Origin of the sequence: Thermus tengchongensis, from assembly GCF_021462405.1 — a bacterium.
GTDB lineage: Bacteria > Deinococcota > Deinococci > Deinococcales > Thermaceae > Thermus > Thermus tengchongensis.
Map to the genome: position 1 here is coordinate 1 of NZ_JAKEDU010000013.1, position 16029 is coordinate 16029.

At 68.4% G+C, this 16029-nt stretch carries 17 protein-coding genes and 1 pseudogene; 13 read left to right on the forward strand and 5 right to left on the reverse strand.

Features of this window, described 5'->3' with window-relative positions:
• From L1087_RS11610 to L1087_RS11625, 4 genes and pseudogenes are all read right to left on the reverse strand, one after another.
• Positions 1-182 (reverse strand): annotated as a pseudogene (locus tag L1087_RS11610) (TAXI family TRAP transporter solute-binding subunit); the annotation flags it as partial.
• A 3-nt stretch (positions 183-185) separates the two neighbouring features.
• Positions 186-1838, reverse strand: coding sequence for a gamma-glutamyltransferase (gene ggt, locus L1087_RS11615; protein WP_234559057.1), 1653 nt, complete (start codon positions 1836-1838; stop codon positions 186-188).
• Between the two features lie 276 nt (positions 1839-2114).
• Positions 2115-2279 (reverse strand): hypothetical protein, encoded by a 165-nt coding sequence (locus L1087_RS11620; RefSeq protein WP_234559059.1) that lies wholly within the window; start codon positions 2277-2279, stop codon positions 2115-2117.
• Positions 2237-2623, reverse strand: a complete 387-nt coding sequence (locus L1087_RS11625) for a hypothetical protein (protein WP_234559061.1) — start codon at positions 2621-2623, stop codon at positions 2237-2239. The genes L1087_RS11620 and L1087_RS11625 overlap by 43 nt, the downstream gene beginning before the upstream one ends.
• A gap of 97 nt (positions 2624-2720) precedes the next feature.
• On the opposite strand from L1087_RS11625, the gene L1087_RS11630 reads away from it, so the two are divergent.
• The 6 genes from L1087_RS11630 (at position 2721) to L1087_RS11655 (ending at position 9299) form a co-directional block, all read left to right on the forward strand.
• The gene (locus tag L1087_RS11630) at positions 2721-3893 is read left to right on the forward strand and encodes a hypothetical protein (protein WP_234559063.1); all 1173 of its coding nucleotides are present in this window, start codon (positions 2721-2723) and stop codon (positions 3891-3893) included.
• On the forward strand, positions 3890-4315 hold the full coding sequence (locus L1087_RS11635; RefSeq protein WP_234559064.1) for a hypothetical protein: 426 nt from the start codon (positions 3890-3892) through the stop codon (positions 4313-4315). Before L1087_RS11630 ends, L1087_RS11635 begins: the two co-directional genes overlap by 4 nt.
• Before the next feature lie 122 nt (positions 4316-4437).
• A complete protein-coding gene (locus tag L1087_RS11640) occupies positions 4438-5304 on the forward strand; it encodes a metal ABC transporter substrate-binding protein (RefSeq protein ID WP_234559065.1) in 867 nt (288 codons plus the stop codon).
• Between the two features lie 44 nt (positions 5305-5348).
• Positions 5349-6569 carry a hypothetical protein gene (locus tag L1087_RS11645; RefSeq protein ID WP_234559066.1) on the forward strand — a complete coding sequence of 407 codons (1221 nt, stop codon included), beginning with the start codon at positions 5349-5351 and terminating at the stop codon, positions 6567-6569.
• Positions 6570-6722: 153 nt separating this feature from the next.
• Positions 6723-8105: a c-type cytochrome gene (locus tag L1087_RS11650; protein ID WP_234559067.1), complete on the forward strand. Its 1383-nt coding sequence runs from the start codon at positions 6723-6725 to the stop codon at positions 8103-8105.
• 6 nt (positions 8106-8111) lie between these two features.
• Positions 8112-9299 carry a hypothetical protein gene (locus L1087_RS11655; protein ID WP_234559068.1) on the forward strand — a complete coding sequence of 396 codons (1188 nt, stop codon included), beginning with the start codon at positions 8112-8114 and terminating at the stop codon, positions 9297-9299.
• Positions 9300-9415: 116 nt separating this feature from the next.
• Here L1087_RS11655 and L1087_RS11660 read toward each other — a convergent pair whose 3' ends face one another.
• On the reverse strand, positions 9416-10216 hold the full coding sequence (locus tag L1087_RS11660; protein ID WP_234559069.1) for a metal ABC transporter substrate-binding protein: 801 nt from the start codon (positions 10214-10216) through the stop codon (positions 9416-9418).
• A 35-nt stretch (positions 10217-10251) separates the two neighbouring features.
• Here L1087_RS11660 and L1087_RS11665 point away from each other — a divergent pair, with 35 nt between their 5' ends.
• From L1087_RS11665 to L1087_RS11695, 7 genes are all read left to right on the forward strand, one after another.
• A complete protein-coding gene (locus tag L1087_RS11665; RefSeq protein ID WP_234559070.1) occupies positions 10252-10776 on the forward strand; it encodes a winged helix-turn-helix domain-containing protein in 525 nt (174 codons plus the stop codon).
• Complete coding sequence (locus tag L1087_RS11670; protein ID WP_234559071.1) at positions 10773-11300, forward strand: IS630 family transposase; 528 nt, start codon at positions 10773-10775, stop codon at positions 11298-11300. Before L1087_RS11665 ends, L1087_RS11670 begins: the two co-directional genes overlap by 4 nt.
• A 159-nt stretch (positions 11301-11459) precedes the next feature.
• Positions 11460-12200: a DeoR/GlpR family DNA-binding transcription regulator gene (locus L1087_RS11675; protein ID WP_267964906.1), complete on the forward strand. Its 741-nt coding sequence runs from the start codon at positions 11460-11462 to the stop codon at positions 12198-12200.
• Entirely contained in the window at positions 12187-12987 is an 801-nt protein-coding gene (locus tag L1087_RS11680; protein ID WP_234559074.1) for a BtpA/SgcQ family protein, read from the forward strand. Before L1087_RS11675 ends, L1087_RS11680 begins: the two co-directional genes overlap by 14 nt.
• Positions 12987-14459, forward strand: a complete 1473-nt coding sequence (locus tag L1087_RS11685; RefSeq protein WP_234559076.1) for an FGGY-family carbohydrate kinase — start codon at positions 12987-12989, stop codon at positions 14457-14459. Before L1087_RS11680 ends, L1087_RS11685 begins: the two co-directional genes overlap by 1 nt.
• A complete protein-coding gene (locus L1087_RS11690; RefSeq protein WP_234559078.1) occupies positions 14452-15222 on the forward strand; it encodes an SDR family NAD(P)-dependent oxidoreductase in 771 nt (256 codons plus the stop codon). The genes L1087_RS11685 and L1087_RS11690 overlap by 8 nt, the downstream gene beginning before the upstream one ends.
• On the forward strand, positions 15200-16021 hold the full coding sequence (locus L1087_RS11695) for a carbohydrate ABC transporter permease (protein WP_234559080.1): 822 nt from the start codon (positions 15200-15202) through the stop codon (positions 16019-16021). Before L1087_RS11690 ends, L1087_RS11695 begins: the two co-directional genes overlap by 23 nt.
• The last annotated feature ends 8 nt before the right edge of the window (positions 16022-16029 follow it).

Sequence of the window (16029 nt, forward strand, 5' to 3'; positions counted from 1 at the left end):
CCGCCGGTGGAGCGGGCGTTGGCCCTAAGGCCCACCCCCGCATCGTTCACCAGTTTGGCCATCCCCGTGGCCACGGGGAAATACACCCCCGTGGTGGAGCCGGAACCGATGGTGATAAACTCTTGGGCAAGGCTAAAAGCACCGAACAGCGCTGCCGAGAGGATTAGTAAGAACTTGCGCATCCCTTACCTCCCTTCTGGCTTGGGCTGGACCACGCCTGCACTCCCTCCACCCCGGCGCACGGGCTCGGCCACAGCGGTAAGGCTGCCGTCAGGGTTGAACCCTATGAGGGTGGCGGCTCCAATTTCCCCAGTTACCGTCCAGCGGTGGCCTAACCCCTCGAGGGCCCTCGCCAAGGCTGAGGTCTCAAAGCCGCGCTCCACGGTGGTGGTAGCCAGGTTCCTCTGGCTTAGCCTGGGAGCGGCCACGGCTTCCTCCCAAGACATCTGGAAATCGATGACGTTGAGGAGGGTCTGGAGGACGGTGGTGATGATGGTGGCCCCTCCTGGTGAGCCGAGGGCCATGAAGGGCCTGCCGTCCTTGAAGACGAGGGTGGGGCTCATGCTGCTGCGTGGTCTCTTGAAAGCTTCTGGGGCGTTGGGGTGCGGTGCGGTGGGGTCGAAGTCCGTGAGCTCATTGTTGAGGAGGAAGCCGTACCCTGGAACCACCATCCCGTTGCCGCCTATGGACTCGATGGTGAAGGTATAGGCGACGATGTTGCCTTCCTTGTCCGCTACCGTCAAATGGGTGGTCGACTCCCCTTCCCAAGAAGCGTTGCGGGCTCGTGGCCGTAGCACCGGAGAGGGGTCCTCGAAGAAGCGGTAGGGATCTCCCGGCGCCACGGCACCTTCTGCGGCCCGTGGCCCGATCCGCTTGCGCTGTTCCTCTGCGTAGGCTTTCGAGAGCAGGCCGGGGATGGGCACGTCCGCGAACCCTATGTCCCCCATGTACGCGTTGCGGTCAGCAAAGGCTAGACGGGAGGCTTCGAGATAGAGATGGAGCGCCTGTTCTCGAGAAAGTGCCCCAAGGTTGAACCCTTCGAGTATATTCAGGGCCAGGGCGATGGTCAGACCCCCGCTGCTGGGGAGGCCCATGCCGTACACGGTGTAACCCCGGTACGAGCTCACCACAGGCGGGAGAATGCGCGCGTAGTAGTCCGCCAGGTCAGAAAGGGCCATCCGCCCAGGCCTCACGTTGGCCGTAACGCCCGGGGCAAGGGGCGGCCGATTGACCGTGTCCACAATGGCCTGGGCAATGGGCCCGCGGTAGAAGATGCGGCTGCCACCGATGGCGATGCTCCGGTAGGTTCGCGCCAGGTCAGGGTTCTTGAAGGTGGAACCCACCGCTGGCACCTGTCCGCCTGGTAGGAAAAGGGAGCGGGTAGAGGTGAAGTAGTTGAACCTTTCCTGATTGGCCCGGGTCTGCTGAGCAAAGGTTTCGCTGACGGGAAAACCCTGTTCGGCAATGCGGATGGCTGGAGCCAGCACCTGGGCAAAGCCCATGGTGCCGTAGCGTTTTAAAGCTTCTTCCCAACCCATGACTGTGCCCGGTACTCCCACAGAAAGGCCGCTCGTCACCCGCTCAGCGAAGGGGATGGGTTGGCCGTTGGCCTCCAGAAACACCCGGGGGTGGAAGGAGGCCGGGGCGGTTTCCCGATGGTCAATGGTGACAACCCTTCGTTCCTTGGCCAGGTAAATCACCATGAAGCCGCCGCCGCCGATGCCGGCGGAGTAAGGATCGGTGACCCCAAGCACCGCCGCAGCGGCTACTGCCGCGTCTACGGCGTTCCCGCCCTGCGACAGGATCTGTAGAGCAGCTTGGGTGGCCAAAGGGTTCACGGTGGCCGCCGCTCCGCCAAATCCCGTGGATATATGCCCTTGCGCTTTAACCGCTGCGGTTACCCCGAGGAGGATAAAGAGTAAAGCTGAAAGGCGCATAGCATAAATATGCATAAGGTGGCCGAGGTGAACCGTAGGGTTCATAACAGTTTCATGCGGTTCCCCTCCTGAGCCGGTAGGGGATCGTTTCCTTATGCAGAGTTACAGAACCAGCACTAAATCCCCCGTCGTGGCGCAAGCCACGACGGGGGCCCCAAAGAGGCCATGAGCACGCCACTATGGCTTTGGCCGGTGGGGCAACCTTTGCGTGCGGGTATTTAGCTCCTTCACCGTGGCCTGCTTGCCGTCTTGCACCGCCACCTGCCATAGCCGCACCACCTTGGCGTTGAGGTCGGCGGTCACCGCGTAGAGGTTCGCCTTGCCCGCCAAGTAGCGGGCCACCTCGGGGTCCTCCTGGGCCGCCTTGGCCACGAAGCCCGGGTCCAGACCCGGAGGTGGAAGAAGATGGCCCCGCCGTAGTTCCCCTGGCCCAGGGACTTGAGGGCGTTTTTGGTGAGGGCGTAGTTGACCTCTGGGGTGGCCTGGCCGCCGAAGATGAGGGCCACGGCTTCCTCCTTGGGGGCAAGCGGCCCCACCTCCTCCGGGGTGGGGAAGGCGGTTACTTGGAGGTGGCGGGTGCCCTCGAGGTCCAGGCACCCGGCCCCGATGCCCCCCACAAGGGCGGCGCAGATGGAGGTGGTGTTGGTGAGGGCGTGAACGCTCCCAAAGCCCAAGGGCCCCGCCATCATCTGGCCGAAAAATTTGAGCGGGCTTGCAGAGCCGGCCTTACGGGCTTGACATATTGCGACTGCATTTTCATTATTAAATGTCGGGGGTGAGTCCATGACGAGAAAAGTGGTTCTGGCGGCCTTTGGCTGGTTGGCGTCCCTGGCCTTGGCCCACGCGGCGGTGCCCGAGAGGCCCGAGGCCTTCCAGGCCGAGGCCCGGCTCTTCGTTCTGGACAACCGCCTGGAGGCCAGCCGGGTGGTGGCGGTGGACCTGCCCGCAGGGAAGCCCGTGGCGGAGGTTTCCGTGCCACCTCGGGGGATGAGCCTCGTGGCCACCCCCTCGGGGCGGTACCTCCTGGTGTCCCGGGGGCGGGACACGGACCGGCAGTGGCTCACGGTGATCTGGACCGGGAAGGAGGAGGGGCGCTGGAGCCGGCCCGTGGTGGCCAAGAGCTTCCTCTTGGGCCGGGGGTGGAACATCGGCCACGGGGCGGAGGCCTACACCTTAGGGGATAGGCTCCTGGCCTTCGCCGAGCGGGACGCAGTGGCGTTCCACTTCCCCGAGGAGAGCCTGGCCCCCGAGGCCGCCTTCCAAGCGGAGCGGATCCGGCTTCCCAACCCCGACCACTACCACGTGGTGGAGGCCCCCGAGGGCGTCTACCTCACCCTCCTGGCCCGGGGGCAGGTGATGCTCATGGACCGGGGCCTGAGGGAGGCCAAGGCCAGCTTTCCCTGCCCCGTCCAGCATGGGGAGACCTTCCACGAGGCGACGGGGCGGAGCTTTTTCGCCTGCGCCCGGGACGTGCTGGCGGTGGAGGGAGGGAGGGAGCTCAAGCGGCTTCCCTACCCGGTAGGGGAGCGGATCGGGGCCTTTCTGAAAGGGGAAGGGGCCTTCTTCGGCTACTCCGACGGCGTACAGCACCTCCAGCGCCTGGACCCCGTGGCCCTCATCCTCACCCCCATCCCCTTGGGTGGGGTTTTCATCCGGGGGAAGAGCGACGGGAAGCGGCTCTACGTCCTCCTCACCGACGGCCGCCTGCAGGTGCGGGAGGCGAGGGAGGGGAGGCTTTTAAGGGAGGTCCGGGTTTCCCGGCCCTTCCCGGAGATGGACGAGGACACCGGCGGGGCCATCTACCCCGACCTGGCCCCCTGGCCGGAGCGGGGCCTGGTCTACGCCAGCCTGCCCCACCTGGGGCTGGTGGCCGAGGTGGACGTGGAAAGGGGACGGGTGGTGCGCTACCTCAGGGTGGGGGGTAGCCCCACGCGGCTGGTCCTGGTGCGGCCATGAACCCCATGCCCGTGGTGATGTACCTCATGGGCCTCGAGGCGGCCCATGAGCTCCTCGAGCCCCTGGGGTTCCGCAAGGTTCCCCACCCCCAGGGGGTGGGCTCCAGCCTCTACCTGGGGGAGGAGGCAGTCTTGCACTCCACGGGCCTCTGGTACCGGGGGGTGCTCTACCACCGCCCTAAGGAGCGCTTCTACCGCGCCCCCCTGCCCCCCTACCCCCCGGAGGTCCACCCCGAGGCCGAACCCCTGCCCTTTCCCGAGGGCCTGGCCCATTTCCGCCCCTTTCTCCTGGTCTATGAGGAGGAGGTGCGCCGCCTACGGGGCGAGGGGCGGGGGCGCCACCTAAAAAGGCTTCCCCCTGGGGCGAGAAGGCACGTGAGGGACTGGAAGGCCTTCTTTGGGGGTGAGGGTGAGGAAGCTTAACCACCCGCACGCGGAGGCTACCCCATTTGCCAAAGCCAAAGCGGCTTTCTTATCGCCTCTTTGGGGCCCCCCTCGTGGCGCAAGCCACGACGGGGTACGTAAGCCCTTGTGGGTTGGTGAGGATGCGTTGGCTTAGCTTGGTCCTCTTGGGCCTCTCCTGGGCGGCAGCCCAGGTGCAGGTGGCGGCCACCACCCCGGTCCTCGCGGACCTGGTGCGGGAGGTGGGGGGAGGGAGGGTGCGGGTGGAGAGCGTGGTCCCCCTGGGGGCGGACCCCCACGCCTTTGACCTCCGCCCCTCCACTGCCCTCCAGGTTTCCCGGGCCCGGCTCCTCTTCGCCAACGGGCTGGGCCTGGAGCCCTACCTGCCCCGCCTCCGGGCCCTTCTGCCCCAAGGGGCCAGGGTGGTGGAGCTTGCGCCTAGGATGCCTGCGCCCATCTGCGGTCTCCTGGGCCTCAAGGAGCGGGGGATCCACCTCCACGGGGACTGCGACCCCCACATGTGGCTGGACCCCCGCTACGGGGTGGGCTATGCGGAGGCCATCGCCGAGGAGCTGGCCCGGCTGGACCCCGGGGGGCGGGAGGTTTACCAGAGGAACCTGGAGCGCTTTCGGCAGAGGGTGCTGGAGGAGGACCGGCGCCTCGAGGCCTGCCTGGCCGGCAGGCAGCCCCGGGTGGTGGTCCAGCACCTCTCCCTCCTGTACCTGGCCCGGCGCTACGGGCTGGAGGTGGTGGGGGCCCTTAGGGACCACCACGGGGCCGACCTGGGGGTGAGGGGCCGGGTGGCCCTCCTCAAGGAGGCGGAGCTTAAGGGGGTGGACCTGGTGGTGGCCGAGCCCCAGCTGGACCCGGCCCCCATGCGCCGCCTGGCGGAGGAGTTGGGGGCCAGGCTGATCGTCCTCTACACCGACGCCCTGGACCGGCGGGTGCCCACCTACCTGGACCTCCTCCGCTGGAACCGGGAAAGGCTTTGCGAGGCTTCGGCCAACTAGCCCAGATCGGGACCGGCAAGGTCCCGTGGGAAGGGAGGATAAGGATGCGGAAAACCCTTTGGCTAGGTACCTTGGCGCTTGCGGTTTTGGGATGGGCCCTGGCTCAGGGCCACGGGGACCACGGGCATAACCACGGCCACCACCATGGCCATGGCCACCACCATGGCCACGGCCACCACGGGGAGCGGCTTTTCCACCGCCTGGCCGTGGCCGATGCCCGGGAGGCTTTGGTGCGGGTCCTGGATGAGGACGGTAAGGAGCTGGGCCGTTTCACCGTGCCCTCCCCAGCCCGCCTCTACCCCCTCCCCGGGGGGCAGTACGTCCTGGCGGTCCACCGGGAGGCCAATGCGGTGAGCTTCCTCTGGGGGGGTCTCCGGCTGGAGGACCACGGGGATCACAAGGACCTGAAGCCGGAAAACCCCTACGTGGCCGCCACCCTGCGCACAGGGCCCAAGCCCACCCACGTGTTCGTAGGTGGGGAGCGGTTGGCGGTCTTCCACGACGGGGATGGGACCGTGGCCCTCTTTGACCTAAAGCGCCTTGGGCTGGACTTCAGCCCGCGCCTCATCGCCACCGGGGGAGCAGACCACGGGGCCCCCGCCCTCCTGGGGGAGGCCCTCCTGGTGGGTAGCCTGGAGCGGGGCCAGGTGGAGGTCTACACCCTGGGGGGCACCCGGGTGACGGCCTTGCCTCAGGCCTGCCCCCGCCTGCACGGGGAGGCGGTCCTGGGCGGGGTGGCGGCCTTCGGTTGCGCCGATGGGGTGCTCCTGGTGGAGCGCCGGGGCCAGGGCTTCGCCGGGCGCAAGGTGCCCAACCCCCCCGGCACCCCCGAGGGGGTGAGGGTGGGCACCCTCACCTCCCACCCCCGCTACCCCTTCTTCGTGGGGAACTTCGGCCAGGGCCTGGCCCTCATCGACCCCAAGGAGGGGCGCCTCGAGGCCCTCTCCTTGCCGGCCCGTCCCGTGGCCTTCGGCTTTGACCCCGAGGGGGAGGCCCTCTACGTCCTCACCGAGGACGGCCGCTTCCACAAGCTGGATCCCGTAGGCAGGCGGGTGGTGGGGAGCCTCGAGGCCGTCTCCCCCCGGGCCCAAGGGGCCCCTGCCCCGGGGATGGCCCTGGGCCACGGGGTGGCCTACCTCACCGACCCCGCGCGGGGCCAGGTGGTGCGGGTGGACCTGGAGGGGTGGCAGGTGGCGGCCAGGTGGGAGGTGGGCGGGGCGCCCTCCGCCATTGCCCTCTTTGAGGTGGAGGGGGTGGAGCACTGAGGCTCTGGCCCCCCCTGTGGGCTGGGGGCGGCGCGGGCCGCCCCTTGGTCCTTTAGGGAGCTCGGTAGCCTGCTGCCCTTTGCGAAGGAAAAATGTCCCAATGACCTGGCCCACAATACTTCCTGGGGGTAAACCCCAGGAAGGAGGAATGCGGTGTATCCGGTTTGGGAAGGCCTCATCTTCCATTCTGCCTTCATCGTGGCCCTGGTGGCCGTGGCCCACGTGCTCTTCTCCCACGTGACCGTGGCTGCCACCTGGTTCAACTGGTGGGTGGAGCGGAAGGCCCTGGCTGAAGGCAAGCCCTACCTCTACGACTACCTGAAGGCCTCCGCCCTAAGGCTACTCATGTTCGCCTACACCCTGGGGGCCATGTTCGGGGTGGGCATCTGGTTCTCCGTGACCGCCAGCAACCCCCGGGGCATCTCCACCCTCATCCACGACTTCGTCTTCTACTGGGCGGCGGAGTGGTTCTGGTTCATCATCGACGTCTTCGGCATCGCGGTCTACTACTACACCTTCGGCCGGGTGAACCCCAAAACCCATGCCCGCATCGGCCTCATCCTGGCCTTGGCGGCCACGGGCACCCTGGCTATCATCGTGGGCATCTTAGGCTTCAAGCTCACCCCTGGCCATTGGCTGCAGACGGGCCTTAGCCTGGATGGCTTCTACAACCCCACCTTCTGGCCCATGCTCTTCGCCCGCTTTGCCCTCATGTTCGCCCTCACCGCCCTCTACGCCCTCCTGGTGGCGGCGGGGCTTCCCAAGGACCACCCTGCCCGGGCCGAGGTGGTGCCCCTGGCGGGGAGGGTGGGCCTCGTGGGCCTGACGGTGGGGGTGGCCTTGGTGCTCCTTTGGTATGTGCCCAGCCTGCCCGAGCACGCCCGCGTCCTCCTGGGTGTGCCCCAGGTGGTTCAGAAGGTCTTCTACGTGAAGATGGCGCTCGGCGTGGTGGCGACAGCCCTGGTGCTGGCCCTCGCCCTTCTCAAACCCAACCTCGCGGCCCGGGCAGGTGCGGCTTATTTGGCCCTCTTTCTGGCCTTTTTGGGCCTTTTCGGGGCGGAGCGGACCCGGGAGGCCATCCGCAAGCCCGATGTGGTCCTGGGCTACATGGCCTCCAACCAGATCATCCGGGTGGACTTCGCCCCCAGGGGCGTTAAGGCCGAAGAGGGGCGTTTGAACCAGGAAGGAATTCTCAAACACCTGCCCTTCGCCGTGGCCCCAGGGGCCAAGGCGGCAGGGCCTGCGGGAGGCCTGGACCCGGTGGAGGCTGGACGGGCTCTTGTGACCCTGCAGTGCTCCAGCTGCCACACGGTGAGCAAGAACACCGCCCTCTTGGGGGGCATGCGCAACCTGGCGGCCATGTTCCACCGCCGGGGCATGACCAAGGCCCCGCAGATCCGGGCTTACCTGGAGGCCATCGGCGGCTTTCCCTACATGCACCCCGTGGTGGGCACCCCTGAGGAGCGGGATTACATGGCCCAGTACTTGGAACGCCTGGTTAAGGAGTTCTTCCCCCAGGCGAGCGCAGGGAGGTGATGGAGGATGACCCCGGAAGCCCTTCTCGCCATGCGGGACCCCTTGGGGGCCCCGGTTCATCCCCTGATTGCCCAAATCCTCCTGGTGGTCACGTACGTCCTGCACATCTTCTTTGTGACCACCGCCATCGGTAGCCTTCTGGTGGGGCTTTACGGCCTGGGCCGAAGGGAGGAGAACTGGCAACGCCTGGCTAAGGTGGCCATAAGGCTTTCCGTCCAGGCCACGGGGCTTGGGATCACCATGGGCATCGCTCCCCTTCTCTTCGTCCAGGTGATCTACGACCCCGCCTGGTATACGGCCACCACCCTGATGGGCCTTTGGACCACCCTCTTCATCCCCGTGGTGGCCTTGGGCTACCTCTTCCTGTACATCCTCTACCTCCGGGGCAACCTGGCAGGGGTAGGCTACGTGGCCCTGGCCCTCCTCCTCCTGGCGGGGTTCACCATGCACAGCCTGGCCAATGCGGGCCTCTACCCCTCCCGCTGGGTGGAGTGGTACGCCCCAGGTGGGGTGCCGGACACCACAGGCGTGCGCTTCTACGGCTACGACCTCCCCCGCTTCGCCGCTCTCCTCTTCGGCCAGGCGGCCCTGTCCTTGGGGGTGATGCTCCTCCTCTTCGCCTGGTACTTCCGCCGCCGGGAGGACGTGCCCCAGGACTTCTTGGCCTTCACCCAGGGGCAGGCCCAAGGGGCCCTGCGCCTTGGCGCCCTCCTCCTTGGGGCCTTTGGGCTTGCGTGGGCCTTCACCCAGGGACGGGAGCTGGGCCTGTCCCTTCCCGTGGCCCTGGTGGCCTTGGTGGTGGCGGGCCTCTTCTACCTGCACGCTCCTCGGGCCAAGGCCGAGGGGGCCTTGGGCACCTTGGGCCTCTACTTGGGAGCCCTCCTCCTGGTGGGCATACTGCGGGAGGGAATGCGGGTGGCGGCCTTAGGGCGGATGGGCTACTCCCCCCTGGCCTACCCCTTCGTCTGGGACTGGGGCTCCCTCCTCTTCTTCGTGGCCACAGGCTTGGCGGCGGTTCCGGTGACCGTGTACCTGGCCCAGGTGCTCTACGCCTCCGGGAGGAGCAAGGAAGGCGGTGACCCCTCCTCCGGCGTGGAGCGGTTCGGGGACCTGGGGGTAAGGCTTTTGGTGGGGTGGTTCATCTTCTACCTCGGCCTGGGCCTCTTTGTGGTGGTGCGCAACCTGGGCGCCTAAGTACCCCGTTGGGGCTTGCGCCCTGGCGGAGGCCTCAAAAGGCTTTGGAGCGGTCTTCGAACCTGGGCCCATAGGGGCAAGGGGGGCGGTGTTTCCGCCCCCCTTGCCTTTTCCCCTCACCGCAAGGCCTGGGCGAAGGCTTCCCCCACCTTGCGCACCAGCTCGGGGTAGGTCTTGGCCACCTCGCCCAAGACGTCCGCCAGGATGGCCTCGAGGCCCAAATTTTGGGCCAAGGGCAAGGCCTGGCCTTTAGCGGCTAGGGGCGCCAGGGCGTGGCGAATACCCTTTTCCTGAGCCACCTTCTTGGCCTCTGCCGCCGCCTTGGCCGTGGCCTCTGGAGCCTCCGGGTTGGGCACGATGGTGTAGAGGATGGGCACCCCATAGCGGGCGGTGAAGTAGCGGAAGGGGTTGCGCAGGGTGATCACCCCAGGCCGCTTCCGTTCCGCCAGAAGACCGCGCATCTCCTGGTCCAGCCGCTCCAGCTCCGCCCGCAACCGCCCGGCCCGGGTCCGGTACAGGGCTGCTTCCTGGGGGTCCGCCTGGGCCAGGGCCTCCGCCAGGGCGGAAAGGGCCCCTGCGACCCGCAGGGGGTCCAGCCAGACGTGGGGGTCAGGGCCGGTGGGGGTGGTGAGGAGGGGCTCCCCCGTGTGCTCGGCCACGGAGAAGACGGGGGTGCCCAGGGCGTTGGGCCGCACCACCTTGTCCACCACCCAGCCGTCCAGGCCCGCCCCATTGGCCACCACCAAGCGGGCCCCCGCCACCTGGCGCACCTGGGCGGGGGTGGGCTCATAGACGTGGGGGTTGGCGGAGGGGGGTACCAGGACCGCCACCTCCAGGCGCTCGCCCACCGGCTCCCGCAGGAGGAGGCCGTAGGGCCGGATGGTGGCCACCACCGGCTTCTGGGCCAAAGCCGCCATCAGGGTGATACCCTTTTTTGTAGTATCCTTCTTCCATGCCCCAGGTAGCCCGTCACCTGACCCTGAGGGAACTGGAGCGGAGGTACAAGAAGGCCAAGGACCCGGTGGAAAAGACCCGCTTCCAAGCCGTCTACCACGCGGCCAAGGGCCTCTCCGCCAAGGAGATCGCCCGCATCACCCTGCAGACTCCCCGTTGGGTACATGCCACCGTGCGCCGGTACAACCTCCTGGGCCCCGAGGCCCTGCGGGATGGGCGGCACTCCAACCCCGGAGCCCGGCCCAAGCTCACCCCGGAGGAGACCCTAAAGGTGCTGCAGGCCCTGGAGGGTTCCCCTCCCGACGGGGGCTTGTGGACGGGGCCCAAGCTGCAGCGGTGGGTGGCGGAGCATCTGGGGAAGCGGCTTTCCCTCAATCCCATCTACCGCCTACTCCACGAGGCGGGGTTTGCCCTGAGGGTGCCGCGCCCGGTGCACCGGAAGGCGGAGAGGGAGGCGCAGGAGGCGTTCAAAAAAAACTCCGCCAAGAGGTGGCGGCGGCCCGGGCAGCGGGGCGAAGGGTGAGGGTGTTTGCCTACGACGAGCACCGGATGGGGCTGAAGCCGGTGTACCGGCGGGTGTGGGCCCGGCGGGGGGAGAGGCCCAAGGCGGTGGTGGCGCACCGGTACCGGTGGTTCTACCTGTGCACCTTCGTGGAGCCGGAGACGGGGGAGAGCCTGAGCCTTCTGGTGGATGGGATAGACACCGAGGTGATGAGCTGGGCCTTGCGGGAGTTTCGCGGGTGGCTTGGGGAGGAGGAGGGGGAGGTGTGGGTGGTTTTGGACCGGGCGGGGTGGCACGTGTCCCCGAGGGTGGCGGTGCCGGAGGGGGTTCGGCTGGTGTTTTTGCCTCCCTACTCCCCGGAGCTGCAGCCGGTGGAGCGGGTGTGGCCTTTGGTGAACGAGGCGGTGGCGAACCGGTACTTTGCGGACTTGGGGGCCTTGATGGAGGCGGTGGAGGGGCGGTGGTTGGTGCTGCAGGGGGACCGGGAGCTCCTCAGGAGGCACACCCTCTTCCACTGGTGGCCCGGGGCGAAGGGTTCTGCGTAAAAGGGTATGAAAAGGGCAAAGGCTAACGTTCTCCGCATCCTCACCTCCTGACCCCCCCATAGGGGGGAGGGGTATAAAGACGATACCAACTTATCATTATCAGATCAAGGGGGCCCTTGACAGATTCGTGCAAGTTCGCTTATATTCGCTCACAAGGCCATGCCTCTCGCCAGCCTACGCCGGCAGACCCTTCTGGACCTCCTTCGGTCCCAGGGGGGGATGAGCACCAAGGAGCTGGCCCGTCGCCTGGGGGTCTCCGAGGCCACGGTGCGCCGGGACCTGGCGGCCCTGGCCCGGCAGGGGCTCCTCCTGCGGGAGCACGGGGGGGCTCTCCTCCCGGAGGCGGAGCCCCCCTATGCCCTGAAGCTGGAGCAGCACCGCCCGGTGAAGGAGGCCATCGCGCGGAGGGCGCGGGAGCTGGTGCCCGACGGGGCCACGGTGATCCTGGACTCGGGCACCACCGCCTTGGCCCTGGCCCGGCTCCTGGCGGGCAGGCCCCTCCGGGCCGTGACCCTGGACCTGCCCATCGCCCAGGCCCTGGCCCAGGGGGAGACGGAGGTCCTCCTCCCCGGGGGAAGGGTGCGGAACGGGTTCTACAGCCTGGTGGGCTCCTGGACGGAGGAGCTTCTCAGCCAGGTGCGGGCGGACCTCTTCTTCCTGGGCGCTGACGCCTTCGGCCCCGAGGGGGTCACCAACCACACCTTTGAGGAGGCGGCGGTGAAGCGGAAGGCTATGGCGGTGAGCGCCAGGACCGTGCTCCTGGCGGACCGGAGCAAGTGGGGCAAGAGGGCTCCGGCCTTCGTGGCTCCCCTCGAGGCCCTGAGCCTGGTGATCACGGACCTCGAGGACCCCGCCCTGAAGGCCCGGGTGCCGGTGGAGGTGGTGCGTGGAACGCTTTGAAGCCCTTTTCGGTCTCAAGCCGGTTATCGCCATGGTGCACCTTCGGGCCCTCCCGGGAACCCCGCTGTACGACGGGGACCTGGAGGGGATCGTGGAGGCGGCCCGGCAGGACCTCCTGGCCCTGCAGGAGGCCGGGGTGGACGCGGTGATGTTCGGCAACGAGAACGACCGCCCCTATGAGCTCCAGGTGGACCCGGCCAGCACCGCCACCATGGCCTACGTCATCGGCCGCTTGAAGGGGGAGATCCGTGTACCCTTCGGCGTGGACGTGCTGTGGGATCCCATGGCCACCATGGCCCTAGCCGCGGCCACGGGGGCCCAGTTTGCCCGGGAGATCTTCACCGGCCTCTACGGCTCGGACATGGGCCTTTGGCAAGGGAGGGCGGCGGAGGCCCTGCGCTACCGCAGAAGGCTCGGCCGGGGGGATCTCTTCCTCCTTTACAACGTGTCCGCGGAGTTCGCCTCCCCCCTGGACTCCCGCTCCCTGGTGGAAAGGGCCAGGAGCGCGGTGTTTTCCAGCCTGGCGGACGCCGTCTTGGTCTCCGGCCCCATGACCGGGGAGGGGGTAGACCTGGACCACCTGCGGGCGGTGAAGGCGGCCCTGCCCCAGGTGCCCGTGCTGGCCAACACCGGCGTGCGCCACGAAACCGTGGAGGAGATCCTCCAGGTGGCGGACGGGGTCATCGTGGGCACCGCCCTCAAGCGGGAGGGGATCACCTGGAACCCCGTGGACCCGGAGCGGGCCCGGGCCTTCATGGCCAGGGTGCGGCGGACAAGGGGGCGCTGATGGTCCTGGGCGTTGACGTGGGCACCACCTCGGTGAAGGCCGTCCTCCTGGGGGAAGGGGGAGAGGTGTTGGCGGAGGCCGAGCACCCCCACCCCCTCCACTCCCCCCATCCCGGCTTCGCCGAGGAGGATCCCGAGGACTGGTGGCGGGGTCTGAAGGCGGTGGTCCTTAGGGTGCTCCAGGGCCGGGATCCGAGGGGCCTGAGGGCCTTGGGGATCTCGGGCATGGTGCCCGCCCTCATCCTCCACGACGCCCAGGGGCGTCCCCTTAGGCCTTCCCTCCAGCAGAACGACGCCCGGGCGGTGGCGGAGATCCGCGAGCTTAAGGAGCGCTTCGGGGACGAATGGCTCTTCGCCCGCACCGGGGCCACCTGGAACCAGCAGGTCCTGGCCCCCAAGCTCCTCTGGCTACGGCGCCGCGAGCCGGAGGTGTGGGCGGAGGCCCGCTGGGTGTCGGGCTCCTACGAGCACCTGGCCTTCCGCCTCACGGGGGCCCGGTACCAGGAGGCCAACTGGGCCCTGGAGTCGGGGCTTTGGGACCCGGGGTCAGGAGTCTGGCTCCAGGAGGTCCTGGACTACGTGGGCTTGGAGGCCTCCCGGCTGGGGCCGGTGCGCCGGCCCTGGGAGGTGGTGGGGGAGGTGGCCTCGAGGGCGGCCGAGGAGGTGGGCCTTCCCCCTGGCCTTCCCGTCATCGCGGGAAGCGCCGACCACATCGCCGCGGCCCTGGCCTCGGGGCTCAGGGAGGAGGGGGAGGCGGTGGTCAAGCTGGGAGGGGCGGGGGACTTCCTCTACGCGGTGGACCGCTTCGCCCCCGTGCCGGAGCTCTTCATCGACTTCCACGACATCCCCGGCCTCTTCGTCATCAACGGGTGCATGGCCACCACAGGGAGCCTCCTGCGCTGGTTCCGGGACGCCTTCCGGCCCGGGGTGGGGTTTGCCCAGCTGGACGAGGAGGCGGAGGCCGTGGCCCCGGGGGCCCAGGGCCTGGTGGTCCTCCCCTACTTCCTGGGGGAGAAGACCCCCATCCACGACCCCGAGGCCCGGGGAACGGTGGTGGGCCTCACCCTCACCCACACCCCCGCCCACCTCTGGCGGGCCCTTTTGGAGGCGGTGGCCTACGCCTTCCGGCACCACGTGGAGGTCCTCGAGGCCAGGGGCCACCGGGTGGGGCGCCTCTTCGTCATGGACGGGGGGGCCAGGAGCCGGCTTTGGCGGCGGATCCTGGCCAGCGTGCTGGAAAGGCCCTTGGAGAGGCTGGCCGAGGCCAGCCTCGGCAGCGCCTTCGGCACCGCCTTTCTGGCGGGGGTGGCCGCAGGGCTTTGGGGGTATGGGGATCTGGAGCGCAAGGTGGAGGAGGTGACGGAGCCCGTGGAGGCCTGGATCCCCACCTACCGGGAGCTTTACGGGGTCTACCGGGATCTCTACGGGCGCCTAAAGGACCTCTACCCTCGCTTGGGAGGTAGCCATGCCTAACGCCTTGGTGACAGGAGCGGGAACCGGGATCGGGGAGGCCATCGCCCGGCGCCTGGCCCGGGACGGGTATAAGGTCTGGGTCACGGACCGGGATGCCGAGGCCGCCCGGAAGGTGGCGGAGAGCCTAGGGATGCCCCACCTGCGGGTGGACGTGACCCGTCGGGAGGACCTGGAGGCCGCCCGGGAGCGGGTCTACGCCGAAGATGGCCGCCTGGACGTCCTGGTGGCCAACGCCGGGGTCTCCACCATGAACCGCTTTCTGGACCTGACGGAGGAGGAGTGGGACTTCAACTTTGCCGTGAACGCCAAGGGCACCTTCCTCACCCTGCAGACCTTCGCCCGGGGCATGGTGCACCAGCCCCTCATGCCGGGGAGGGAGCTCAGGGGGAAGATGGTGGCCATCGCCTCCATGGCCGCCCGGCAGGCGGCCCCCCTCCTGGCCCACTACAGCGCCAGCAAGTTCGCCGTCTTGGGCCTGGTGCAGGCGGCGGCCAAGGAGCTTGCTCCCTTCCGGGTCACGGTGAACGCCGTCAACCCGGGGTTCGTGCGCACCTCCATGCAGGAAAGGGAGGTTCTTTGGGAAAGCCGCCTGCGGGGCCTCTCCCCGGAGGAGGTGGTCCAGGACTACATCCGCCAGACCCCCCTGGGCCGGCTGGAAACCCCCGAGGACGTGGCCAAGGCGGTGGCCTTCCTGGCGGGGCCGGATTCCGACTTCCTCACCGGGGAGGCCTTGGAGGTGAATGGCGGTGCCTGGATCTTCTAGGGCCCTGAGACACCTGGCCCACGGGCTCCTTTGGGCCTTCAGCCTGGCCTTTCTCCTCCCCCTCCTCTGGACCCTAAGGAGCGCCCTCCTGCCCGAGGGCCAGGCCTACGCCCTGCCCCCCGTCTGGGGCCCTTGGACCCTGGAGAACTTCGCCCAGGCCCTGGGGGGGCCCATCGGCAAGGCCCTTAGGAACAGCCTCCTGGTGGCCTCCCTGGTGGTCCTCCTCGGGCTTCCCTTGGCGGCGGGCCTGGCCTACGCCCTGGCCCGGTACCGGCTCGGGGGAGAGGGCCTCCGCTTCGCCGTGCTGGCCACCCAGATGCTCCCCCCCATCGTCCTGGCCCTGCCCCTCTTCGCCCTCTTCCGCCTCCTAGGACTGGCCGGCACCCTCCAGGGCCTGGTCCTGGCCTACCTGGCCTTTGCCCTGCCCTTCATGGCCTGGCTCCTCTTGGGCTTCTTCCAGGGGCTTCCCCGGGAGCTGGAGGAGGCCGCCTACGTGGACGGGGCAAGCCCCTTCGGGGTCTTTTTCCGCATCGTCCTGCCCCTTTCCGCCCCGGGGCTCTTCGCCGCCGGGGTCTTGGGCTTCCTCCTCTCCTGGAATGAGTTCCTTTTCGCCCTGCTCCTCTCGGGGCGGGACACCCAGACCATTCCCGTGGTCCTCTCCGCCCTCATCACGCAACGGGGGGTGCTCTTCGCCCAGGTGGCGGCGGGGGTGGTGCTCTCCGTGCTCCCCGTGGCCCTCCTCGCCCGCCTGGTGGACCGCTACCTGGTGGAGGGCCTCACCCTGGGGGCGGTGAAGTGAAGGAGGTG